General features: G+C 71.6%; 23 protein-coding genes. 6 read left to right on the forward strand and 17 right to left on the reverse strand.

Annotated elements, in window-relative coordinates; genetic code table 11:
- Nucleotides 1-111: 111 nt before the first annotated feature.
- The 4 genes from ACIBHY_RS06985 to ACIBHY_RS07000 all read right to left on the reverse strand — a co-directional run bounded on the left by ACIBHY_RS06985 (nt 112) and on the right by ACIBHY_RS07000 (nt 3,162).
- A complete protein-coding gene (locus tag ACIBHY_RS06985) occupies nt 112-726 on the reverse strand; it encodes an SRPBCC family protein (protein ID WP_397256780.1) in 615 nt (204 codons plus the stop codon).
- On the reverse strand, nt 723-1,085 hold the full coding sequence (locus ACIBHY_RS06990) for an ArsR/SmtB family transcription factor (RefSeq protein WP_397256778.1): 363 nt from the start codon (nt 1,083-1,085) through the stop codon (nt 723-725). The genes ACIBHY_RS06985 and ACIBHY_RS06990 overlap by 4 nt, the downstream gene beginning before the upstream one ends.
- A 226-nt stretch (nt 1,086-1,311) precedes the next feature.
- Nucleotides 1,312-1,902, reverse strand: a complete 591-nt coding sequence (locus ACIBHY_RS06995) for a DsbA family protein (protein ID WP_397306179.1) — start codon at nt 1,900-1,902, stop codon at nt 1,312-1,314.
- 33 nt (nt 1,903-1,935) lie between these two features.
- Nucleotides 1,936-3,162, reverse strand: coding sequence for an alpha/beta fold hydrolase (locus tag ACIBHY_RS07000; RefSeq protein WP_397306180.1), 1,227 nt, complete (start codon nt 3,160-3,162; stop codon nt 1,936-1,938).
- Between the two features lie 108 nt (nt 3,163-3,270).
- Here ACIBHY_RS07000 and ACIBHY_RS07005 point away from each other — a divergent pair, with 108 nt between their 5' ends.
- Entirely contained in the window at nt 3,271-4,248 is a 978-nt protein-coding gene (locus ACIBHY_RS07005; protein WP_397306181.1) for an acetylxylan esterase, read from the forward strand.
- A gap of 40 nt (nt 4,249-4,288) precedes the next feature.
- Here ACIBHY_RS07005 and ACIBHY_RS07010 read toward each other — a convergent pair whose 3' ends face one another.
- On the reverse strand, nt 4,289-4,576 hold the full coding sequence (locus ACIBHY_RS07010) for an iron-sulfur cluster biosynthesis family protein (RefSeq protein WP_184963581.1): 288 nt from the start codon (nt 4,574-4,576) through the stop codon (nt 4,289-4,291).
- A 105-nt stretch (nt 4,577-4,681) separates the two neighbouring features.
- Nucleotides 4,682-5,851 (reverse strand): methyltransferase, FxLD system, encoded by a 1,170-nt coding sequence (fxlM, locus tag ACIBHY_RS07015; RefSeq protein ID WP_397306182.1) that lies wholly within the window; start codon nt 5,849-5,851, stop codon nt 4,682-4,684.
- Nucleotides 5,852-5,896: 45 nt separating this feature from the next.
- On the opposite strand from fxlM, the gene ACIBHY_RS07020 reads away from it, so the two are divergent.
- Nucleotides 5,897-6,418 (forward strand): GNAT family N-acetyltransferase, encoded by a 522-nt coding sequence (locus ACIBHY_RS07020; protein ID WP_397306183.1) that lies wholly within the window; start codon nt 5,897-5,899, stop codon nt 6,416-6,418.
- On the opposite strand, the gene ACIBHY_RS07025 is transcribed toward ACIBHY_RS07020, so the two are convergent.
- Entirely contained in the window at nt 6,387-7,259 is an 873-nt protein-coding gene (locus ACIBHY_RS07025) for an NAD(P)H-binding protein (protein WP_397256766.1), read from the reverse strand. The two genes, ACIBHY_RS07020 and ACIBHY_RS07025, sit on opposite strands and share 32 nt — an antisense overlap.
- A 71-nt stretch (nt 7,260-7,330) precedes the next feature.
- On the opposite strand from ACIBHY_RS07025, the gene ACIBHY_RS07030 reads away from it, so the two are divergent.
- Nucleotides 7,331-7,918, forward strand: coding sequence for a TetR/AcrR family transcriptional regulator (locus ACIBHY_RS07030; RefSeq protein ID WP_397256764.1), 588 nt, complete (start codon nt 7,331-7,333; stop codon nt 7,916-7,918).
- Between the two features lie 52 nt (nt 7,919-7,970).
- Here the strand turns inward: ACIBHY_RS07030 and ACIBHY_RS07035 are convergent, their stop codons facing one another.
- Genes ACIBHY_RS07035 through ACIBHY_RS07055 form a run of 5 tightly spaced genes read right to left on the reverse strand, consistent with a single transcriptional unit; the run spans nt 7,971 to nt 13,454 of the window.
- The gene (locus ACIBHY_RS07035) at nt 7,971-9,023 is read right to left on the reverse strand and encodes an LLM class flavin-dependent oxidoreductase (protein WP_397256762.1); all 1,053 of its coding nucleotides are present in this window, start codon (nt 9,021-9,023) and stop codon (nt 7,971-7,973) included.
- On the reverse strand, nt 9,020-10,483 hold the full coding sequence (locus tag ACIBHY_RS07040; protein ID WP_397256760.1) for an APC family permease: 1,464 nt from the start codon (nt 10,481-10,483) through the stop codon (nt 9,020-9,022). The genes ACIBHY_RS07035 and ACIBHY_RS07040 overlap by 4 nt, the downstream gene beginning before the upstream one ends.
- Nucleotides 10,467-10,721 (reverse strand): hypothetical protein, encoded by a 255-nt coding sequence (locus ACIBHY_RS07045; RefSeq protein ID WP_397306184.1) that lies wholly within the window; start codon nt 10,719-10,721, stop codon nt 10,467-10,469. Before ACIBHY_RS07045 ends, ACIBHY_RS07040 begins: the two co-directional genes overlap by 17 nt.
- Nucleotides 10,718-12,220, reverse strand: coding sequence for an FAD-binding oxidoreductase (locus ACIBHY_RS07050; RefSeq protein ID WP_397256756.1), 1,503 nt, complete (start codon nt 12,218-12,220; stop codon nt 10,718-10,720). Before ACIBHY_RS07050 ends, ACIBHY_RS07045 begins: the two co-directional genes overlap by 4 nt.
- 34 nt (nt 12,221-12,254) lie before the next feature.
- Entirely contained in the window at nt 12,255-13,454 is a 1,200-nt protein-coding gene (locus tag ACIBHY_RS07055) for a (Fe-S)-binding protein (RefSeq protein ID WP_397306185.1), read from the reverse strand.
- A gap of 74 nt (nt 13,455-13,528) precedes the next feature.
- Between ACIBHY_RS07055 and ACIBHY_RS07060 the strand changes: the two genes are divergently transcribed.
- Both ACIBHY_RS07060 and ACIBHY_RS07065 read left to right on the forward strand, forming a co-directional pair.
- Nucleotides 13,529-14,296 carry a FadR/GntR family transcriptional regulator gene (locus ACIBHY_RS07060; protein ID WP_397306186.1) on the forward strand — a complete coding sequence of 256 codons (768 nt, stop codon included), beginning with the start codon at nt 13,529-13,531 and terminating at the stop codon, nt 14,294-14,296.
- Complete coding sequence (locus tag ACIBHY_RS07065; RefSeq protein WP_397256750.1) at nt 14,277-14,957, forward strand: cache domain-containing protein; 681 nt, start codon at nt 14,277-14,279, stop codon at nt 14,955-14,957. Before ACIBHY_RS07060 ends, ACIBHY_RS07065 begins: the two co-directional genes overlap by 20 nt.
- A 591-nt stretch (nt 14,958-15,548) precedes the next feature.
- Here the strand turns inward: ACIBHY_RS07065 and ACIBHY_RS07070 are convergent.
- Nucleotides 15,549-17,516 (reverse strand): family 20 glycosylhydrolase, encoded by a 1,968-nt coding sequence (locus ACIBHY_RS07070; protein WP_397306187.1) that lies wholly within the window; start codon nt 17,514-17,516, stop codon nt 15,549-15,551.
- 63 nt (nt 17,517-17,579) lie between these two features.
- Nucleotides 17,580-18,302 carry a carbon-nitrogen hydrolase family protein gene (locus ACIBHY_RS07075; protein ID WP_397306188.1) on the reverse strand — a complete coding sequence of 241 codons (723 nt, stop codon included), beginning with the start codon at nt 18,300-18,302 and terminating at the stop codon, nt 17,580-17,582.
- Between the two features lie 64 nt (nt 18,303-18,366).
- Between ACIBHY_RS07075 and ACIBHY_RS07080 the strand changes: the two genes are divergently transcribed.
- Nucleotides 18,367-18,972: a nitroreductase family protein gene (locus ACIBHY_RS07080; protein ID WP_397259311.1), complete on the forward strand. Its 606-nt coding sequence runs from the start codon at nt 18,367-18,369 to the stop codon at nt 18,970-18,972.
- Nucleotides 18,973-19,019: 47 nt separating this feature from the next.
- Here ACIBHY_RS07080 and ACIBHY_RS07085 read toward each other — a convergent pair whose 3' ends face one another.
- From ACIBHY_RS07085 to pgi, 3 genes are read right to left on the reverse strand one after another with little or no spacing between them, the layout of a single operon-like run.
- Nucleotides 19,020-19,358 carry a spore germination protein GerW family protein gene (locus tag ACIBHY_RS07085; protein WP_397259369.1) on the reverse strand — a complete coding sequence of 113 codons (339 nt, stop codon included), beginning with the start codon at nt 19,356-19,358 and terminating at the stop codon, nt 19,020-19,022.
- Between the two features lie 39 nt (nt 19,359-19,397).
- Nucleotides 19,398-20,750, reverse strand: coding sequence for a glucose-6-phosphate dehydrogenase (gene zwf, locus ACIBHY_RS07090; RefSeq protein ID WP_397306189.1), 1,353 nt, complete (start codon nt 20,748-20,750; stop codon nt 19,398-19,400).
- Nucleotide 20,751: 1 nt separating this feature from the next.
- Nucleotides 20,752-22,386, reverse strand: a complete 1,635-nt coding sequence (gene pgi / locus ACIBHY_RS07095) for a glucose-6-phosphate isomerase (protein ID WP_397306190.1) — start codon at nt 22,384-22,386, stop codon at nt 20,752-20,754.
- Nucleotides 22,387-22,402 lie beyond the last annotated feature (16 nt).

Below are 22,402 nucleotides of genomic sequence, written 5' to 3' on the forward strand. Positions count from 1 at the left end.
ACACACCATGAGGCGGGCTCGCGGATCTGTGAATTGGGTGGGGCGGCAAACCTGGGGCGGGTTTCCTGTGACCCATCACAAAGGCCCTTGACGCCGGTGAAGGCCGCCTGGTCAGTCGACGCCGGGCGCGAAGAACCCCATCGACATCTCCTTGCCCGCCGCGACCTCTTCCGGGGTGGCCGTGCCGGACGCCGTGATGGCCGTCTCCCAGGCCAGCACCGACGCGAGGGAGTAGCGCTGGGCCTCCTCGGAGTTCGCCGCCTCGACCGGGTCGTCGCTCTCCTTGACCTCCCCGGCCAGGAACAGGGCGAGGCCGAGCAGGGCGCCGTCCCAGCCGGGGCCGACGGTGAACGCGCCGGCGCCGCTCTGGGCCATGGCCAGCGGGACGGTGTGCTCCAGGACCAGGTCGGTGCGCTCGTCGCCCGCGGGGCTGAGCCGTACCTCGATGACGCTGGTGGCGTCGCCGAAGGTGACCTTGTAGCGGGCGGGCGGCTCGCACTCCAGGATCTCGCCTCCCGCGTTGCCCTCCAGCTGGAACGTTCCGCCGACGCGCAGGTCGCCGCTGATCGGCATGAGCCAGCGCTTGATGCGGTCGGGGTCGGTCAGGGCCTCCCAGACGTCGTCCACGGCGGCGTCGTAGGTGCGGCCCATGATGACGGACACGCTCTCCTCGTCGCGGGTGACGTCGCGGCGGGTGGCGTTGATGTGGGCGGCGATGTCGATCATGATTCTCTCTTCTCGTCGGTTTCTTCCGCGGTCTTGCGGCGCTCCCGCTTGCCGCGGGCGAGTTCGGTGGCCAGGGCGTCGAGGTGCTGGGCCCAGAACCTGCGAAACGGCTGCAACCACACGTCGACCTCCTGCAGGGGGGCGGCGTTGACGGCGTAGAGCCGCCGCACGCCTTCTGCCCGCACGGTCGCGAACCCCGACTCCCGCAGCACCCGCAGATGCTGGGACACGGCCGGCTGCGAGATGCCGAACTCCGCCTGGATGACGGCGGTCAGCGAGCCGGAGGTCTGCTCGCCGCCGGCGAGCAGCTCCAGGATCCGGCGCCTGACCGGGTCGCCGAGGACGTCGAATGCGTGCACGCCCCCACTGTTGCAGCAACCGCTTATATTAGTCAACTCTTATATAAGCGGGTTAATTCGGTGGCGCCGCGCCCGTCCGCCGCGTACCGTCGATCACCTCCCCACCTACCACACGACCCGGACGGAACCGTGTCTCGTCGCCGTCCGATGGCTGCCCGGTCGCCGATCCACGTCGGCTCGACCGGCAGGGCCCGTGGGCTTTCGCCGCGACGGGCACTTTTGCCGTTCAGCCGGTCAGCAGCCGCCTGATCGCCTCGGGCGGCTGCACGCCGGAGACCGGCCGGGCGCCGTCGATCACCAGGGACGGCACGCCGGTGACCCCCTGGGCGGCGGCCCTGCGCTCGTCGTCGCGCACCTCCTCGGCGTAGGCGCCGCCGGGCAGGGGCACGCCGGGCAGCACCTCCTCGCGCAGCGCGTCCAGCACGCCGGGGTCGGCGACGTTCGCGCCCTCGGTGTGGTACGCGCGCAGCAGGCGCTCCACCATCTCCTCGCCCTTGCCGTGATCCTGGCCGAGCTTCCAGAGCCGATGGGCGTCGAAGGTGCTCACCGGCCTGGCCAGGTGCAGGTTGAGCTCCAGCCCGTCGGCCGCGCCGGTCGTCCTGATCAGCTCGGCCCGGGACGCGGCGCGCTCGCCCCACCACTCCCGCAACGCCTCCTCGGCCGTGGGCCCGGGAGTACGGCCCGCCCCGGGGTCGAGCTCGAAGCTACGCCACACGATCTCCGGCGGATCGGCCGGCCCCTCCAGCGCCCGGGACAGGCGGCGCTTGCCGATGTAGCACCAGGGGCAAAGGATGTCGGCGTAGATCTCAAGTTTCATGACGGCATCCTGCAACCTCAAGTGCGGTTGAGTTCAAGCCGGGCCGAGGTAGCCGGGCGGCGGCCGGTCACCGGCGGGCGTACCCGTCCGCCGCCCGGCCAGGAAGGAACGCAGCGCCTTCAGGTACGGCCCCGGCCGATCGGCGTAGACCGCGTGCCCGGCGCCCTCGACGTAGACCAGCCCGCCCGGCGGATAGTCCCGGATCGACGACCACGGCTGGAAGTCGCACGACCCCTTGACCACCAGCACCGGAACGCCGCTCGCGCCCGGCGGCTCGACGTCGCGCGGCGCCAGGCTCGCGTACCCGCCCGACCCGCCCGATCCGTGTGGCCGCGCCGCGGGCTTGACTCCGGGGCAGTGGTGGGAGGCGGCGGCCAGCGCGCGGGCGCGGTCCAGGCGGGCGTCCAGCTCGCCGTCGCCCGCGAAGGAGAGCGCGGCCCTGGGCTCCACGCGCAGCAGCGCGTGGGTGACCAGCATGCGGGCGTCGACGTCCGCCATCCGCAGCGACTCGCCGGGGGCCGGGAAGCCCAGCACGGTCGGCGCGGGACGCAGTGGGGCGGGGGAGGAGAAGACCACGCGCTCCACCCGGCCGGGGAAGGCGCCCAGATAGGCCGCTGCCAGCCGGGCGCCCTCGCCGTGGCCCACCAGCACGAGGCGCTCGGCGCCCAGCTCCTCGCGGATCGCCTCCAGGTCGGAGACGTCGCGCGGCAGGCCGTACCCGCGAGGGTCGAGCAGGTGCTCCGAGCGCCCGGTGCCGAGCGCGTCGTAGACGTAGACCTCGCGCCCGCCGCCCGCCAGCCGCCCGAAGAACGCGGCGTCCCCGGCCAGGTCGCCGCGTCCCTGCAGCACGACCACCGGCGCCGCGTCCGCCTTCCCGGCCGCCACCCGCACGTACGCCAGCCGCGAGCCGGTCGGCAGCTCCCACTCCCGCTGGCCCTCCACCCGGGCGGCGGGCGGCGGCGTGCCCGGCGGCTCGGTCAGCACCTGCGCGCAGACGTGCCAGACGACCACCGCCTCCACCGCGAGCAGCGCCACCGCCCGCACCCACCGCGCCCATCTGTGCGCCGGTCGCGGCACGCACAGCAGCAGCCCGAGGTAGAACACCGAGGCGAAGACGGCCAGGCCCGTGACGCTGAACACCTGCGGCCCGGCCATCACCGTCGCCATCCCGGCCAGCGTGGCCAGGCCGAGGACCGGTGACAGCAGCAGCACGGCCAGCCCGCAGACCAGCCGTCCCGCCACGCGTAACAAGCGCCTCACACCAGCCGAAACTACCGACTCGCGGCCGCTGTGGTGGGTGGGATAGCGGTTTCCGGGGTGAATGCGGTGAAATATCGGGAAACTCTACGAGAGGTTTGGTGACCCCCCATGCCGCTGTTCGACCTGCCGCTGGAACGCCTGCGCGACTACCGCCCCGAGCGCGACGAGCCCGCCGACTTCGCCGGCTTCTGGACCCGGACCCTGGAGGAGGCCCGCGCCTTCCCCGCCGATCCCGTCTACACGCCCTATGACCTCCCGCTCGCCGGAGTGGAGGTGTTCGACGTCCAGTTCTCCGGCTGGGGCGGGGACCGGATCAACGGCTGGTTCATCGTGCCGCGCGGCGCCGAGGGGCCGCTGCCGTGCGTCATGCACTACATCGGCTACAGCGGCGGGCGCGGCTTCCCCCACGACCATCTCCTGTGGCCGAACGCGGGCTACGCGGTGTTCGTCGTGGAGACCCGTGGCCAGGGCGGCGCCAGCCTCGGAAGTCCGGGCGCCACGCCCGACCCGCGCGGCGGCGCCTCCGCGCAGGCGCCCGGCATGATGACCCGTGGCATCCTCGACCCGGACGACTACTACTACCGCCGCGTCTTCACCGACGCCGTCCGCGCCGTCGACGTGGCGCTCGCCCACCCTCTCGTGGACGGCGCCCGCGTCGTGGCCTCCGGCGGCAGCCAGGGCGGCGGCATCGCGCAGGCGGTCACCGGGCTGCGCGACGACGTGGCCGGGGCCCTGATCGACGTGCCGTTCCTGACCCACTTCCGGCGCGCCCTGGAGATCACCGGCCGCGACCCGTACCAGGAGATCGTCCGCTATCTGGCCAGCCTGCGCGGCAACGCCGACCAGGTCTTCCGCACGCTCTCCTACTTCGACGGACTCAACTTCGCCGCCCGGGGGAACGCTCCGGCCCTGTACTCGGTGGCGCTCATGGACGACGTCTGCCCGCCGTCCACCGTCTTCGCCGCCTACAACCACTGGCAGGGCCCCAAGGAGATCACCGTCTGGCCCTGGAACCAGCACGAGGGCGGCGGCGGCTTCCAGCGCGAGGAGCAGGTGCGCTACCTGTCCAAGCTCTTCACGTCCTGAGGACGGGTGGGGCCCCGGCGGGCGGGGCCCCGCCCGCGGATCAGGCGGGCTTCTCCATCACGACGAAGGAGACGCCGCCCTGGTCGTCGGCGCCCGCGTCCAGGGACTTGTCCTCCAGGACACTCGCGGCCACCGGGTCGAGGTAGACGCGGGCGCCCTCGGTCTCGACCACCTCGTCCAGCGGCTCGGGCGCCGAGGCCAGCGTCAGGGTCAGCGATCCCGCGCTCTCGCCCTTCGACGAGATGCGGACGCCGCTCTGCGCCGGCTCCGGCGTGGTCGCGGTGAGATCCCGGATGGCCTGGGCTGCGGTAGGTGTCAGGGTGAGCACGACGGCTCCTCCTCGTTCTCGGCGTGCATGAGTTGCCTGCCCTTCCCGTTATCGCGCGGCCCAATCATCCTGACGAAAATTCTTTGCGGGTTGTGACTTCCGGGATCACGGCCGCTCAGCGGCCCCGTAGGAGATCAGCAACCGGGTGTCGCGCTTGTCGATCACCAGGCGGCCGGCGGGCGGCGCGGCGGCCGACGGCAGGTCCCAGGCCTCGACGCGCAGGCCGTCCGCGGCGGGGCGGCCCGCCTCCTGCCAGGCGGCGACGTGCGCGGCCAGGCCGTCGGCGAGCTCGGGCCCGCGCGGCCCGAAGCCGAGCGCGGCCAGCTCGTCGGTGAGCACCGCCAGCCCGCCGTCCACGGCCAGGCCCGAGGTCATCCTGACGCCCCCGTGGGCGACCGGCGCGGACGGCAGCAGCTTGGAGTCGCCGTAGAGCGTGCACCAGCGGGGATCGCGGATCGCCAGCCAGAGGCTCAGCCCGACGCTGACCTCGCCCATCCCGGCGCGCACGCCGGTGCTCACCTCGGCGACGGGCTCCGCCGCCAGGGTGCGTGCCACGTCGCCCACCTCGCGCGGCTGGGGCAGGAACAACGTGAGCCCGTCGGCCACCTGCCACAGCCGCTCCGGTCCCGCCGCGGCCCCACGCATCCGCATGAACCCGGCCGGCACCACCGAGACGCTGCTCCAGTGGCCCGGCGCGCGCTCGAACGCCGCGGAGACCTGCACCCCGCGCAGGTCGAGCGGGGCGACCAGCCGCCCGTCCGGCGCGAGCTGCGCCGCCCACGCGGGCGCGAGGTCCCAGACGCCGACGGTCGCGATGATCCGGTCGTACGGCGCGCCGCCGGGGAAGCCGGCCGCCCCGTCCGCGCACTCCACGCGGACCTCGGGGAATCCGGCCCCGGCCAGGTGGTCGCGGGCCCGCCGTACCAGATCGTCGTCGATGTCGACGGTGATCACCTGGCCGCTCGGCGCGGTCAGCGACCACAGCAGGGCGGCGTTGTAGCCGGTGCCCGCGCCGATCTCCAGCACCCGGTGGCCGGGCTGCACGCCGAGCTGGTCGAGCATCGTGGCCATGATGGCGGGCTGGGAGGAGGAGCTGATCGGCAGGCCGTTCTCGTCGCGCTTGGTGACGATGGGCTCGTCGCGGTAGGCCTCACGCGGGTCCACCTCCGGCAGGAACAGGTGCCGCGGCACCGTGCGCAGGACCCCGGCCACCCGCTCGCTCATCTCCACATGCTGCAGCAACTGCCGGACCATGGCCTCCCGCGCCTGCCTCATGGCTTGATTATCACGCCTGTCGCCCCTTCTGCTAGGAATGCGCTCGTGCTTACCGGAGACCGCGTGCGCATGCGCGCCATCGAACCGTCGGATGCCGTCTTCCTGCTGCGCTGGCACACCGATCTCGAGGTGATGCGCTGGCTGGAGGACCCGTACCCGCCCTCGCTTGCCGCGCTGACCCGGCAGCTTGAGGAGCGCAAGCCCGACTCCTACGAGAGCCTCACCCTGATGATCGACGACCTGGACGGGCGGACGGTCGGCATCTGCGCGCTGCGCGGCGCCGAACCCGAGACCGGCAACGCCACCCTGGACATCTACCTGGGCGAGAAGGACACCTGGGGGCAGGGTTACGCGACCGACGCGATGCGGGTGATCTGCCGCTACGGCTTCCAGAAGATGCGCCTGCACCGGATCGGCCTGACCGTCGTCGCCGAGAACACCGCGGCCCGGCGCGTCTACGAGAAGGTGGGCTTCGTCGAGGAGGGGCGCCGGCGCGAGTCGTTCCGGCGCGACGGAAAGTGGCACGACCAGGTCGTCATGGGGCTGCTGGAGGGCGAGCTGCGCTGAGCCCGAACGCGGCGGCGTTCTGCCGGGCCCAGGTGGCGAAGGAGCGCGGCGCCCGGCCGAGCACCCGCTCGACGTCCGGGCTGACCTTCTGCTCCTCGGCCGTCGGCTCGCCGAGGATGTCCAGCGTGCCGTCGGCCACCGCCTCGGGCATGAACGCGAGCATGCGGGCCCTGGCCTCGGCGCGGGTCAGCTCGGTGAAGGCCAGCTCCTCGCCCAGCGCGTCGCCCAGGGCCGCGGCCATCTGACGGGGCGTGATCAGCTCCGGCCCGGTCAGCACGTACGTCCGCCCGTCGTGGGCCGCGTCGCGCAGCGCGGCGGCCCCCACCTCGGCGATGTCGTCCGGATGGACGACGGGCAGTGGCACGTCGGCGAACGGCGCGAAGACCTCCCGCCGCGCGCGCACCGTCTCGGCCCAGGCATAGGCGTTGGAGGCGAAGCCGCCGGGCCTGATCACCGTCCAGCCGAGGCCAAGGGCCATGGCCTGGTCCTCGAAGTGCCGCATCCGCAGGCCGTGGCCGGGCGACTCGGGCCGGGTGGCGGCCGACTGCGAGGTCAGGACCACGATCCGGTCTACGCCCGCCGCCTTGACCGCCGCCATCACCGCGGCGTCGGCCTCCGGCGCGAGCACCGGCGGCGCCAGGAGGAACGCCGCCCGCGCGCCCCGCAGCGCCGGGCCGAGCGTGGCCGGGTCGGTCAGGTCGGCGGCGACCGTGCGGACACCCTGGGGCGCGTCGGCGGCGGTGATCCGGCGGGCGACGGCGGTGACCTCCGCACCCGACTCGCGCAGCGTGCGTACCAGCGCGCGGCCGACGTTCCCGGTGGCTCCCGTGACAACGAACATGAGGTTCTCCAGTGAGTTAGTTGGCTGACTGAAAAGAACCGTAGCACAGGCTCGCCGCTATAGTGAGTCAGGTGACTGACTCGAAAGGTTCCACGCGGGTGCGGGCCGCCGGCGCCAAGCGGCAGCGGCTCATGAGCGCCGCCGCCGAGGTCGTGCACCGGCAGGGCGCCGAGCGGACCACGATCGCCGACATCGCCCGCGCCGCCGACGTCCCCGTGGGCAACGTGTACTACTACTTCAAGACCAAGGACGAACTCGTCGCCGCCGCGCTGTCGGAGCACGCCAGGCGGCTGGGCGAGCTCACCGGCCGCCTGGACGAGCTGCCCGATCCGCGGGCCCGGCTCAAAGGGCTGGTCGAGGCCTGGGTGAGCCAGCGCGAGCTCGCCGCCCGCTACGGCTGCCCCACCGGCACCCTCGCCGCCGAGCTCGACAAGCGCGCGGAGGGCGGGCTCGACGCCGAGGCGGGGCGGGTGATCCGGCTGCTGCTCGACTGGGCGGAACACCGGTTCCGCGAGCTCGGCCTGCCTGAGCCGGACGGCCTCGCCCTCACGCTCGTCGGCGCCTACCAGGGCATGTCGCTCCTGGCCAACGCCCTGCGCGAACCCGCCGTCATGGACCGCGAAGGCGCGCGACTGCTGGCCTGGCTGGACTCCCTGTAGCCCTGGAGGCCCCGCCGTACCCTGCCCTCCACGGTACGGCGGGGCGCCGGCCTCAGCTCTCGAAGGCGGGCATGATCCGGTCGTGGATCAGCCGGAGCTGGGTGTCCACGTCGGCCACGTCCGGCAGGTCGCGGCCCATGAACTGCTTGACCAGCGTCGCGTCGGTCACCGCGAGGATCATGTGGTTGACCCCGGCCGGCTCGATCTCCCGCTTGATCTTGGCCACGCACTCCTCGGGCGTCCCGGCGATGGACAGGCGCTCGCCGATCTCCGGGGTGGTGAGCTCGATGGCGCGGGCCAGGTCCCCGGCGCCGAGCGCCTCCACCACGGGCTTCATCGCGTTGGGGTTGACGCCGTTGCGCTCCAGTTGCTCGGCCGGCATCGACGAGGCGTACAGGCCGACCATGCTGCGGGCGGCCTCCTTGGCGACGGCCGAGTCGGGGCCGGTGGCGAAGACGACCCAGGCGCCGATGTCCAGCGTGGACGGGTCCTTGCCCGCCTTCGCGGCGCCGGCGCCGAACTGCTCGACCAGGTAGTCGTAGGCCTCGCGGGTGTAGCTGAGGGCGTGGTGGACGCCGTCGGACAACTCGCCCGCCGCCTGGAAGGAGCGCGGGCCGCGCATGGCGCCGAACTTGACCGGCACCCGCTCCTGCACCGGCCGGGCGAAGGTGAACAGGCCGTTGTAGGTGAAGAACTCGCCCTGGTGGGTGATGGCGCCGGTGTCGAGCAGGGTGCGGACCACGTGGGCCGCCTCCTTGACCCGCGACAGGGGCTTGGAGACGGTCCAGTCGATGCCGTACTGGGCGAGGAGCCCGAAGTTTCCGCAGCTCAGCACCACTTCGGCGCGCCCGTCGCTGAGCTCGTCGAGCGTGGCGGCGGCCTGGGCGATGAGGGACGGCTCGCGCAGCACGACCGAGGAGACGCTCGGCCCGAACCGGATGCGCGAGGTCTGCCCGGCGGCGGCGGCGAACAGCAGCCACAGGTCCTTGTGCCAGGTCTCGTCGGCCGCGTAGCAGGCGTGGAAGCCCAGGTCGTCGGCGAGCTTGATCGAACGCAGGGAGTCGGTCAGCGGGTAGTCGGGGAGCATCACGTAGCTGAACTTCATGGGGAACCTGCCTTCTGGGGGATGGCGTCGCCGGCGGGGGCGGCGCCGTGCTCGTACGGCCGGGCGGCCACCAGATAGACCAGCCCGGCGGCGACGACCGCCACGCCGGACAGCAGCACGAGGTAGTCGTCGTACCAGGGCGCCCCGGGTGTGCGTGGCCAGACCATGTTGAGGATGGCCAGCGCGCCGTACACCAGGGCCGCGATGTTGACCGCGAGCCCGGCGGCGCCCAGCGTGAAGGGCCCGGACGGACGCCAGCCGCGCAGCCGCGCCCGCAGCGCGGCGAGGACGACCATCTGGAAGCCCAGGTAGATGCCGAGGACCGCGAATGAAATGATCTTCACCAGCGCGTCGGCGGAGATGACGGAGCCGAGCACCACGAGCGCGGGCACGACGGCCGCCACCAGCAGCGCGTAGGGCGGGATGTGGCGGACGGGGGAGAAGCGCTTGAAGATCCGGCTGCCGGCGATCATGTCGTCGCGGGCGTAGGAGTAGAGCAGGCGGCCGGCGGCGGCCTGAAGGCTGAGCGCGCACGACAGGAACGACAGCAGCACCACGCCGAGCACCACCCGCAGCCCGCCCTCGCCGAACGCGGCGGTGAGCACGCCGGTCACCGGGTCCGTGCTCGTGCCGCCGATCACCGCGGCGAAGTCCGGCACGGCCAGCAGCAGCGCCAGGCAGACGAAGGTGGCCGCGGCGCCGCCCACGTAGATGGTCATGCGCATGGCCTTGGGGATGCGCCGGGTGGGGTCGGGCACCTCCTCCGCGACGTCACCGCAGGCCTCGAACCCGTAGTACTGGAAGATCCCGATCAGCCCGGCGGCCAGGAAAGCCGTGAAATATCCTGACCCGCTGCCCGCCCCGAACGTGTCGAACAGCACCCCCAGCCCGTGATGGCGCTGCGTCAGCAGCAGCCAGCCGCCCACGGCCAGCGCCCCGGCCAGTTCCGCCGCGAATCCCACGATGGCCGCGACCGCCAGCGCCCGCGTCCCGGCCAGGTTGATCGCCAGCGCCACGCCGATGATCACCACCGCGCCCAGGATCGTGTTCCAGGTGCTCACCCCGACGCCGAGGAAGGCCGACAGGTACGGCCCCGCCCCGTAGGCCACGCTGGCGATCGTCACCAGGAGCGCCACGAGGTAGACCCACCCGGTCATCCACGCCCACCGCCGCCCCCACAGCCGCCGTGCCCACGGGTAGATGCCGCCGGTCAGCGGGTACTGCGAGACGATCTCCCCGAAGACCAGCGCCACGAGGAACTGCCCGGCGCCCACGAGCACCAGGCTCCAGATCATCGGCGGCCCGCCCGCCGCCAGCGAGGTGGCGAAGAGCGTGTAGATCCCGACGACGGGGGAGAGATAGGTGAACCCGAGCGAGAAGTTCGCCCACAGGCTCATCTCCCTGCGGAACTCCGAGGTGTAGCCGAGGTCGGCCAGGCGCCGGTCATCCGTCGAGCTCATGGAGCAGCTCCTCGCCCGATACCACCGTGTGCGCGAAGTGGCGGTGCATCCAGGCCAGGTGGCCGGCCCGGGAGTGGACCAGCCGCAGGGTGTCCCAGTTGGGGAACTCCTGCTGGAGGACGTGCTCGGTCATCAGCTCCGGCGCGACCTCGTAGACGTGCTCGAACCGGGTGATCGCCACATCGGTCGCCGGTACGGCAGGCGGTGGCGACATTTCATCCGACCGGCGATATTTCATGATGGTGCTCCGTATGCCTGGTCGAGCAGGTACTTGCCCGGGTTCATGATGTTGTTGGGGTCCAGCGCCCGCTTGATCTGGAGCATCACCTCGAAACCGCCGCCGAGCTCCTGTGGCACCAGGTCCACCTCGCCCTCGCGGCACGAGCCGTGGCAGGCGCTGATCGACCCGCCGTGGGCCAGGGCCACCGCCGCCAGGTCCCGCTTGGCGCGTACCCAGGCCGCCCACGCCCGGTCGTCCAGGCGCTGCTCCCAGATGCCGATGTCGATCTCGGTCAGGTAGTCGGCGCCGGTCGCGCCGTTGGTGTAGGCGAACATGCCCCAGTCGTCGAAGACGTCGCTCTCGCGCCGCAGCCGGTCGGCGATCTCGTGCCAGGCCAGGCGGACCGAGGGGAGGTTGGTGTAGTTGATCGAGGCGTCCTCGCAGTGCCAGCTCATCGGCGCCACCTGGCCGGACTTCGTGCGGCCGTGCAGCGGGGTGGCGTAGCGGTCGTGGCGGGCCGCCCAGTCGCCCTGGGAGATCTCGTCGCCCAGGTAGCGGGCGCCGGCGTCGCGGGCGATGCGCATGAGCCGCCTGCCGCCCGCTTCCACCTCGTCGGCGTAGCCGTACAGGGCGGCGCAGACCAGGGCCTTCACCGACGACGGCTGCGGGATGTAGGCCTCGTCGTCGCGGCGCAGGTAGGCGACCTTCCACTCGTCGAACAGCACCGCTCCGGCGAACGTGGCCACCCCGGCGCGGGCCAGCAGGCCGACGCAGCGGTAGGCGTCGGCGTAGTCCGCGAAGGCCCAGAAGGGGGAGAACTCGGCCTCCGGCTTGGGGAAGAGCTTGAGCGTCGCCTCGGTGGCGATGCCGAGCGTGCCCTGATGGCCCATGAAAAGGTGTTTGAGCTGGTAGCCGCTAGACGATTTCGTGATTTTTCGGCCTATGCCATCCCCTACGTGGATGACCTGTCCGCTCGGCAGCACGTGGTCGAAGCTCAGGACCAGGTCGCGCGTGTGCCCGTAGCGGGAGCCGATGAGCGACCAGCCGCTCGTGCCGATCCGGCCGCCCACCAGTGAGCACGGGTAGGAGGCCGGGTCATCCGGATAGATCAGATCGTGGACGGCCAGCCGTTCGTTGAGCTTGAGGGCGTTGATGCCGGTGCCGACCGTGCAGGTGCGGTTGTCCAGATCAAGATCCTTGATGTGGTTGATCCGCTTCACGTCCACGAGGATGCCGCCCCGCAGCGGCACCGCCCCGTCCGTCAGCCCGGTGCCGCCGTCGCGCGGCACCACCGGGATCCGCAGGCGGCTGGCCAGCTTGAGCACCTCGGCCACCTCCTCGGTGCTGCCGGGCAGGACGACCAGGTCGGGCAGCCGCTCCGCCCAGCGGTGCACGGGGAACGGCGCCGGCACGCGAGCCCGGTTCAGCCGGTCGGCCTTCCCGGTGAGCACATGCCCGTCGCCGAGGATCTGGCGCAGCTCGCCGAGCACAGGGTCGCTGAGCGCGGTGACGGTCATGACGGCACCGCCCGCCGTACCGGAAAGAGGGTGATCACGGCGCCACCCCCAGGGAGAGCGCGAGCAGCTCGAACAGGTCCACCACGTCGATCGAGCGGGCCCTGCCCGCCTCCGACAGCGGCCGCTCCGACCACGGGCAGGCGCTCACCAGCGTGTCCACCCCCAGCTCGGCGGCCTTGTCGATGCGGCTCGCGCTGATCCGCGCGGTCAGCTCCGGCTTCTCGATCGGCAGCCCGCCGCCCGCGCCCGAGCAGTACGACCATTGGGTGACCCGGTCCACGTCGGTGAAGGTCAGCCCGGGGATCGCCCGTAGCAGCTCACGCGGCTCCCGCCAGACGCCCTTGCGCTTGTTGAGGCGGCAGGGGTCGTGGTAGGTGACGCTGCGCTCGACGGGGACGTGCGGCGTGAGCCGTCCCTCCCGGACCAGCTCCGCGAGCAGCTCCACGACCAGCACGATCTCGATGTCGTAGTCGTCGCCGAAGTACGTGGGGTAGTCCTCGGTGAAGGTGATGTAGTCGTGCGGGTCGAGCACCAGCACCCGCCGCACGCCCGAGGCCCGCCAGTCGTCGAGGTTGTGGCAGGCGAAGCGTCTGGCCTGCTCCTCGTAGCCCATCTCGGCGGCCGGTCCGCCGCAGCACCACTGCTCGTTCATCAGCCCGAACTTGTATCCGGCCAGGTTGAGCATGCGGGCCACGGCGCGCGGCACGCTCGTCCGGTGGAAGGCGGCCTCGCAGTCGACGAACAGGATCGTCTCCCCGCCGATGGCCAGCTCCAGGCCCTCGGCCCAGTCGCGCACGCGCTCCTGCCCGGCGGCCTCGGTGACGGGCTCGTGGGAGCGCTCGTCGGTCTCGGTGTTCCAGCGTCGCCAGGCGTCCTGGTGGACGTCCTGCGAGACGGCCAGCGCCCGCGCCGCCTTGACCAGGTCGACGGTCCGGGTGCGGAAGCGGTAGAAGTCGCCGGTGAACAGGGAGTTGGGGCAGCGCAGCTCGCAGGCTCCGCAGCCGGTGCAGTTGACGTAGTCCGCCGCCACGTCGGAGATCTCCAGCTCGCCCTTCTCCATCGCGACCACGTTGGCGTGGAAGGCGGTGGGGCTCCAGGACTCGTTCCGCGTGACCTGCATGACCGGGCAGACCTCGCGGCAGAACTTGTGGCCGGAGGAGAAGCAGTTGTAGGCGGCGTCACGCCACTCTTCCGCAAACCTCTTGTCGGGGAACCTCTTGTCGGCGTCGGGCACGGGGGCCTCCCAACGATTCGGGGTTGCGCTTAAAACTATGAGTTCATATTTCAAAAGGCAATATGCTGGTGCCCGTGACCCAGCTGCCGGTGTCGGCCGTCTTCGCCCCGCTCGACGACGGATCGGGCCGCGTGGAGGTCGTCGTGCGCCGCCTGGCCGAGGCCATCGCCCTCGGCCTCGTCGCCGACGGTGACCAGCTCCCCTCGGAGCTGGAGCTGGCCGGAGCGCTCAACGTCTCCACCGTCACCCTGCGCGCCGCCCTGGCCGCCCTGCGCGAGCGCGGCCTGGTCGAGACGCGGCGGGGCAGGGGCGGCGGCACGTTCGTCCGCGGCCCCGCCGACCCGTCCGCCGCCCGCCTGCGCCAGCGCCTGCGCGAGCTGAGCAGCTCCGAACTCCGCGAGATCGGCGACTACCGCGCCGCCATCGCCGGAACCGCCGCCCGCCTGGCCGCGCTGCGCGCCTCAGGGGAGAACGTCCAGCGCCTGCGCCAGGTCGTCGTCAAGCTGGAGGAGGCCACCACGATGGGCGAGCGCCGCCGCGCCGACGGCCGCTTCCACATCGAACTCGCCGCCGCCGCCCAGTCCGTCCGGCTCACCCGCGCCGAGATCGACATCCAGGCCGAGGCGGGCGAACTGCTCTGGCTCCCGTACGGCGAGGCCGTCGACCCCGCCGAGGTCGTGCACAGCCACACCGCGGTCATCGACGCCGTCGCCGCCCGTGACGCCGAGAGCGCCAGACGCCTCACCGAAGCGCACATCGACAAGGGCGTCCAGCGTCTGATGGAGTTCCATTGGCGGCTCGTCGCGACAGCGGGAGGTGACGATGGAGGATCCACGCGTTGACCGGGTGGCCGACCGGGTTCACACGATCATCGAAGACATCTTCAGCTCCCTGGAGGAGATCAGGACGGCCGCCGTCGCCTGCTACCGGCCGGAGCTGTCCACCTCCGACCTGGTCGCGATCCGGCCGCAGATCTTCGGCTGCCTGCGCCGTTCACCGGACGTGCTGGCCGGAGCCGGGCTCATCCTGGCCCCCGGCGTGCTGGCCGACCGGCCGCGCTGGCTGGAGTGGTGGCAGGCGCCCGACCCGACCTTCCTCGACGTCGATCTCAACCCCGACAGCCTCGACTTCTACGACTACACCGCCGCCGAGTGGTTCGCGGTGCCCGAGCGCACCCGCCGCCGCCACGTCGTCGGCCCGTACGTCGACTACGGCGGCACCGACACCTACATGCTCACGCTCACCACGCCCGTCGAGGTCGAGCGGCGCTTCCTCGGTGTGGTCGGCGCCGACGTGCGAGCGGCCCGCTTCGAGGAACTGCTGCTCGGCGTGCTGAGCGCCTGCTCGGCCGAGGTGGCCCTGGTCAACGCGGAAGGCCGTGTCGTGGCCGCCAACTCCCCGCGCCGCCCGTCCGGCTCGCTGCTGCCGGTGACCGGCGGCGACCCTCTGCCCAGCCTGCCCTGGCGGCTGATGTCCCTGGAGACGATCACGCACGCGGGGTAGCAGAGATTACACCTGGAGGGAGATTATCGCTCCGGTACATAAAAAATAGACGTTAGCGGTTTTCGGGTTTTACCGCCGCTGCGTACCATTGCCGTTGGAAGGGCCTCCTGCCTGCAGACGTGTGCACCGCTCGGCCGACAGGAGGCCCGACCACCGCTAGAGGGAATGGATCACCCAGACGATCCAGACGACCGCTCGGGCCGTAGACCAGGTGATCCGGCCGATGGCGAGAATGTCCTTATATCTCGACGGGCGACCGTGACGTCCCATTTTCCACCTCCCTTCAGGATAAGAGCACACTCAAGGGAGATGGTAATGCCATCTAGGCGGGTTTGAATGCCTCTCGGGTGAGGATTAATCCACCCCAATAAAGTGGCTTTCTGATGGGCGTGGTGAATGCGCTCAATTCCCGCGAGAATCGTGAAACGCGGCATATATCCACAATTCCGCCATCAGACCCCGGACGCCCGGCACCGTCCTCGAAGCCAGGGCGCGGCGGATCACCTGGCGAAGGGTCACCGAGGCGGTAGGCATGGGCGGACGCGCGTCCGCCGGGCGGCGGGCCGGGCGGTTCGTGCTCAGGACCGGCGGCTAGGGCGCAACTTCCAGGTAGTCGAGGTTGGGGCCGCCGTTGGGTGTGGTGGCGGTGGCTCGGATGACGTTGGAACCCGCGTTCAGGGGCAGCGTGAGCGTCTTCGTCTGCCAGGTGGTCCACGCGCCGGTGCCGGGGAAGTCGTGCACCGTGCCGGCCACGTTCATGCGGCGGTTGGCGGTGGTGCCGTTGGCGTAGCGCAGGCGGACCGTGGCCGGGCCCGTCGTGGCGGCGGTGACGGTGAACTCGACATAGCCACCGGTGGCGTTGTCGTAGTTGACGAACCCGGTGCCCGAGTATCCGGCGTGGTTGGACTCGACCACGCCACGCGAGATCACCGCGTTCTCGGCCTCGTGGCGGCCCTGCGGCGGGGTGCTCGCCCACGAGACCTGGGGCGAGCGGTAGAAGCCGACGCCCATGACCGCCCAGCGTGGCGCCTGCGCGCCCAGGCGGGCGCGGAAGGCGGTCCAGCTGTGCGTCGACCAGGGCGACCAGCCCAGCTCGGCGATGGCGGGCAGGCGCGGGAAGGCCATGTACTCGATGTGCTCCTCGGTGACCAGCGTCTCGGTCCACAGCGGCGCCTCGACGCCGAGCACGGCGGAGGCGGGCACGCCGCTGAGGTGGCTGCCGGGGTTCCACTCATAGGCGGTCTTCACCTCGATGAGCGCCGCCCAGTCCTGCCCGAGCGGCGTCGAGGCGGTGTACTTCATGTCCAGGTACGCCTTGTTGGCCGGAGACATGATCACCTTGGCGCCCTTGGCCACGGCGTTCGTGATCAGGGAGTCCGACGTCGTCGTCCCCCAGTACTGGGCCACCCGGCCGGGAGAGTGCTGCACCGCCGGCGCGCCGATCTGGTGCCAGCCCACAACCGCCTTGCCGCGCCCGGCCACCATCGGCTGCACCCGGTTCATGAACGTCGCGTACTGCGCGTCCGGCGTCGCGTCCGCCTCGTCGCCCCCGATGTGCAGGTACGGCCCCGGCGTCAGCTCGGCCAGCTCCCTGACGAGGTCGGCCACGAAGGTGTAGGTGACCTCCTTCGTGGCGCACAGCGAGCTGAAGCCCACGCCCGTCCCGGTGTACAGCGGCGGCGCGACGCCATCGCAGTTGAGCTCGGCGTAGGAGGCCAGCGCGGCGTTGGTGTGGCCGGGGACGTCGATCTCCGGCACGACCGTGATGTGCCGCTGGGCGGCGTAGGCGACGATCTCCCGGTACTGGGCCTTGGTGTAGTAGCCGCCGGGCCCGCCGCCGACCTGGGTGCTGCCGCCGTACGTCGCCAGGCGCGGCCAGGAGTCGACGACGATGCGCCAGCCCTGGTCGTCGGACAGGTGCAGATGCAGATAGTTGATCTTGTAGAGCGCGATCCTGTCGATGTGCCGCTTGACGGTGGCGACCGGGTGGAAGTGCCGGGCGACGTCGAGCATGGTGCCCCGGTAGGCGAAGCGGGGATGGTCCACGATGCGCCCGCCCGGCACCGTCCACGGCCCCGGCCGAACGCTCGCGCTCTCCACCTGGGGCGGCAGGAGTTGCCGCAGCGTCTGCACGCCGTTGAACAGCCCCGCCGCCGTCCGTGCCCGGATCGTGACGCCGCTCGTGGCGACGTCGAGCTGGTAGCCCTGCTCGCCGACGCTCGGGTCCGCGCCGGACAGCAGCAGCGACACGCTGCCCTGGCCGCCGCTGCGCAGCGGCAGCGCGTACCCCGTGGAAGGCCGTAGCAGCCCCGCGAGGTAGCCGCCCACGCCCGCGTCGTCGCTGGCGATCGTCGCGTCCGCGGCCAGCGTGTACGGCGTGGCCGCCGCCTGGACCGACACCGGCGCCGGGATCACGTCCCCGAGCGCCTGGGCCGCGCTCACCGAGGCGACCAGGCCGCCCGTTCCGGCGGAACCGGTCGGCAACGTCCCCAGCGCGGCCAGCAGCACCCCCGCCAGCAGGGTGCGCGTGGCCAGCGTGCCGATCCTGGAACGGCCCATGACGGTCCTCCGCGGATGCTCCCGGTTAATTGTTAGTAAGCTTTACTTCCCCGAGTCGTCCGGTCAAGACACGAACCCGCGCCCGGCACGGTCGGCCCGCAGCGCGTCCAGCCGCTCGAAGTCCATGACCCGCACGCCGGCGCCCCGGGCGTAGTACTCCGCCGGCCGCGCCGGATACGGATCGGCGAACCCCGTCACCCCCGCGCACGGCGCCCCGTGGTAGCTGGCGCCGTGCTGCCAGTCGCTCACCGCCACGTACGTCATGAACTCATACGCCCTGGCCACGCTCATGTGCTGCCACAGCGCCCGCGAGGGGTCCGGCGAGCCCCACTGCGTCACCGAGAAGGCCGGCACCAGCACCGCGTCCACCGGCGCGGCCAGCCGGGCCGAGTACCACAGGTCCGCGCACACCAGCACCCGCACCCGCCGCCCCGCCAGCTCGAACGTCTGCGACGGCCGCCCCGGCAGCACTCCCGCCCGATGCTCGACCCCGTAGGGATGCGCCTTCTCGTACTCGGCCACGACCCGCCCGGCCGGATCGGCCACCACACCCCGGTTGACGCTCCCGCCCTCGACGGCGTCGTAGTGCGACCCGCCCACCACGTACGCCCCCGCCCGCCGCGCCAGCCCGGACACCCGCTCCAGATACTCCGCCCTCGGTAACCGCGACCCGGCCAGTTCCGGCAGCACCACCAGGTCGCTCTCCTCCAGCAGCTCGTCCGCGGCGTCGAAGTTGTCGTGCCCGTCGGGCGACCAGGCGGCGGGCGCGATCATCAAGACCTTCACCCCGTCATCGTCGCAGCCACCCACACCACGGGTGCCGCGGGGTGGCGTCTGGGAAGCTGGGCGCATGACGGAATTTCAGGAAGTGGTACGGCGACGGCGCATGGTCCGCAACTACGACCCCGGCCGCCCCGTTCCGGCCGAGATCCGCGAGCGCATCCTCGGCAACGCGCTGCACGCGCCCTCCGCCGGGTTCAGCCAGGGCTGGGCGTTCCTGGTGCTGGAGGAGCCGCAGGACATCGAGCGGTTCTGGAAGCTGTCCAGCGACGAGGCCGACGAATGGGGCAAGGGGCTGCGCCGCGCCCCGCTCCTGATCATCCCGCTCTCGCACAAGCAGGCCTACCTCGACCGCTACGCCGCCCCCGACAAGGGCTGGACGGACAAGGACGAGAACCGCTGGCCGGTGCCGTACTGGGACATCGACACCGGCATGGCCTCTCTGCTCATGCTTCTCACCGCCGTGGACGAGGGACTCGGCGCCTGCTTCTTCGGGGTCCCGCCGGGTGAGCGGACGGCGCTGCTGAAGGAGTCGTTCGGCGTGCCCGACGCGTACACCCCGATCGGTGTGATCAGCGTCGGCTACCGGGCACAGGACAAGGCCTCGCCGTCCTTGAAGCGCGGTCGCAAGCCCACCGGCGAGGTGGTGCACCGCGGCGCCTGGGGCCGCCACTGACCCGGGTGCCCTCCCCGGGCCCGCCCGGGGAGGGCACCGGAGAGCTTTCAGCGCTTACGGCGGCGCTTCACGAGCGCCCGGATGGTCAGCAGCAGCACGACGGCCACGATCTGGCCGCCGAGCACGATGCGGTTGACGTCGACGACCGGCTGCCAGCGCACCTCGCCGTCCTTGATCACGAAGACGCCCGCCGGGGCGGCCCCGAAGCCGAAGCCCCCGCCGGAGCCCTGGCCGGGGTGCTCGCCGCCCTCGGAGGTGCCGGATCCGCCGCCCCCGCCCTGGCCGACCTTGGCGACGGGGATGACGGTGACGTCGCCGTGCCGGACCGGCTCGCCGAAGACCCGCTTGACGGTCGCCGCGTCCTTCGTCCTCTCCACCAGTTCCATGATGTCCATCCGCCCAGACTCTCACCCGGTCGCGGAAGGTCAATCGAAGGTGGTGGAGATCTCGTGCCAGCGCACCATGCCGGCCGCCGCCGCGGGACCCCACGTGCCCTTCTCGTACGGCAGCGGCGCCTGCGGCAGGTCGAGCACCGGCTGCACGATCCGCCACGACTCCTCGGCCAGGTCGAAGCGGACGAAGCGCCGGGGGTCACCCGACACCGCGTCGGTGAGGATGCGCTGGTAGGCGGCCTCCATGGGCCCGAGCACCTTGGTGAAGTCGACGCTCACCGGCACCTGCCGGGTGGCGTCGCGGCCCGGCTCCTTGGCCAGCAGGTCGAAGGTGACTCCCGCGTCGGGCTGCAGCCGGAACCTGATCAGGTTGGGCTTGACCTCGCCGTGGAACAGCGTGACCGGCGGCATGCGCAGCTCGGCGACGATCTCCAGGTCGGTGGTGGGCAGCGCCTTGCCGGAGCGGATGTAGAAGGGCACGCCGGCCCAGCGCCAGTTGTCGATGGCGGCGCGCATGGCCACGAACGTCTCGGTGGTGGAGCCGGGACGCACGCCTTCGGTGGCGAGGTAGCCGGTGTACTGGCCGCGTACGACGTCGGCGGGCTGGATGTCCTGCACGGCGCGCAGCACGCGCCACTTCTCGTCGATGAGCGCGCGGGCGTCCTTCGAGGGCGGCGCGTCCATCGCGAGGATGGCCAGCAGTTGCATCAGGTGGTTCTGGACGACGTCGCGGATGGTGCCGTTGGCGTCGTAGAAGGCGCCGCGGTCGGACACGTCGAAGCTCTCGGCCATGGTGATCTGGACGTTGCGCACGTAGTTGCGGTTCCAGATGGGCTCGAGCAGCATGTTGCCGAGCCGGAAGACGAGCAGGTCCTCCACCGGCTCCTTGCCGAGGAAGTGGTCGACGCGGCGCAGGTGGTCCTCGTCGAAGTACTTGAGCAGCTCGGCGTTGAGCTCACGGGCCGAGGCCTGGTCGTGGCCGAACGGTTTCTCCACCACGAGCCGCGCGTCGCGGTGGAGCCCGACGCCGGCCAGGCCCTGCGCGACGGCGCCGAACAGCGCCGGCGGCACCGCCAGGTAGTGCACGAGGAAGCCCGCGCCGTCCACCTCGTCGCGGATGGCCGCGAACGTGGACTCCTCGCGGTAGTCGCCCGCCACCAGCCGCAGGTTGCCGGCGAACTTCTCGAAGGCCGCGTCGCTCGCCCCGCCGCAGGCCTGGCGGGCCCGCTCGCGCAGGCCCGCCAGGTCGAGGTCGGTCTTGGCGACGCCGACGATGGGCAGGTCGAGCACCCCGTCGGCGGTCAGCCGGTAGAGCGCGGGCAGCAACATCTTGTAGGCCAGATCACCGGTGATCCCGAACAGGACCATCGCGCCCGCACGCGTCATGTCAAATGCGCCTTCCTCTAAGTTCCCGGTACTTCTTTACCAGCTGGGCGGTGGAAGCGTCGGGGAACGCCACAGGCGGCTCCTCCGAGGTCAGAAGGGGCTCCAGGCCGAGCGCCATCTTCTTGCCCAGCTCGACGCCCCACTGGTCGAAGGAGTCGACGCCCCAGATGACGCCCTCGACGAAGACGATGTGCTCGTAGAGGGCGACGAGCTGACCGAGGGTGTACGGGGTGAGCTTCGGCGCCAGGATCGTCGAGGTGGGGCGGTTGCCCGGCATCACCTTGTGCGGGACGACCTCGGCCGCGGTGCCCTCCGCGGCGATCTCCTCGGCGGTCTTGCCGAAGGCCAGCGCGGTGGTCTGGGCCAGGAGGTTGGCCGTGAGGATGTCGTGCATGCCCGCGGCGTCCTCGAACGGCTCGGCGAAGCCGATGAAGTCGGCGGGCACGAGCCGGGTTCCCTGGTGCAGGAGCTGGTAGAAGGCGTGCTGGCCGTTGGTGCCCGGCTCGCCCCAGAAGATCTCGCCGGTGTCGGTGGTGACCGGCGTGCCGTCGGCGCGCACGGACTTGCCGTTGGACTCCATCGTCAGCTGCTGCAGGTAGGCGGGGAAGCGGTGCAGCCGCTGGCTGTAGGGCAGCACGGCCCGGGTCTGGGCGTCGAAGAAGTCGTTGTACCAGATGCCGAGCAGCCCCATCAGCACCGGCATGTTCCGCTCGAACGGCGCGGTGCGGAAGTGCTCGTCGATCGCGTGGAAGCCGGCCAGCATCTCGCGGAAGCGCTCGGGCCCGACCGCGATCATCAGTGACAGGCCGATGGCGCCGTCGTAGGAGTAGCGGCCGCCGACCCAGTCCCAGAAGCCGAACATGTTGGCGGTGTCGATGCCGAACTCGGCCACCTTCTCCGCGTTGGTGGAGACGGCCACGAAGTGCTTGCCGACCGCGTCCTCGCCCAGTGCCGAGACCAGCCAGTCGCGCGCCACGCGGGCGTTGGTCAGCGTCTCCAGCGTCGTGAACGTCTTCGAGCTGATCACGAACAGCGTCGTGGCCGGGTCCAGGCCGCGCAGGTTGCCGTGGATGTCGGCCGGGTCGATGTTGGAGACGAACCGGGCCGTGATCCCGGCGTCGGCGTAGTCCTTCAGCGCCTCGTAGGCCATCGCCGGGCCCAGGTCGGAACCGCCGATGCCGATGTTGACCACGGTGGCGATGGGCTCGCCGCTCGCGCCGCGCCACTCCTTCGCGCGCACCCGGCCGGCGAAGGCGCTCATCTTGTCCAGGACGGCGTGCACGTCGGCCACCACGTCCTGGCCGTCGACCACCAGCTCCGCGTCCGCGGGCAGGCGCAGCGCCGTGTGCAGCACCGCCCGGTCCTCGCTGACGTTGATGTGCTCGCCGCGGAACATCGCCTCGATGCGCTCGCTCAGCCCGGCGCGCTCGGCCAGCCGTAGCAGGAGGTCGAAGGTCTCGTCGGTGGCGCGGTGCTTGGAGTAGTCGAGGTAGAGGTCGCCGGCGCTCACGCTCAGCCTCTCCGCCCGGCCCGGGTCGGCCGCGAACAGCTCGCGCAGGGTGGTGCCCGCGATCTCCTCGTGGTGCTTGGCCAGTGCCGTCCACTCCTGGCTCTGGGTGATGTCGCCGCTGTTCATGTGTCCTCCTCGGGCC

It is taken from the genome of Nonomuraea sp. NPDC050547 (assembly GCF_044457345.1).
Classification (GTDB): domain Bacteria; phylum Actinomycetota; class Actinomycetes; order Streptosporangiales; family Streptosporangiaceae; genus Nonomuraea.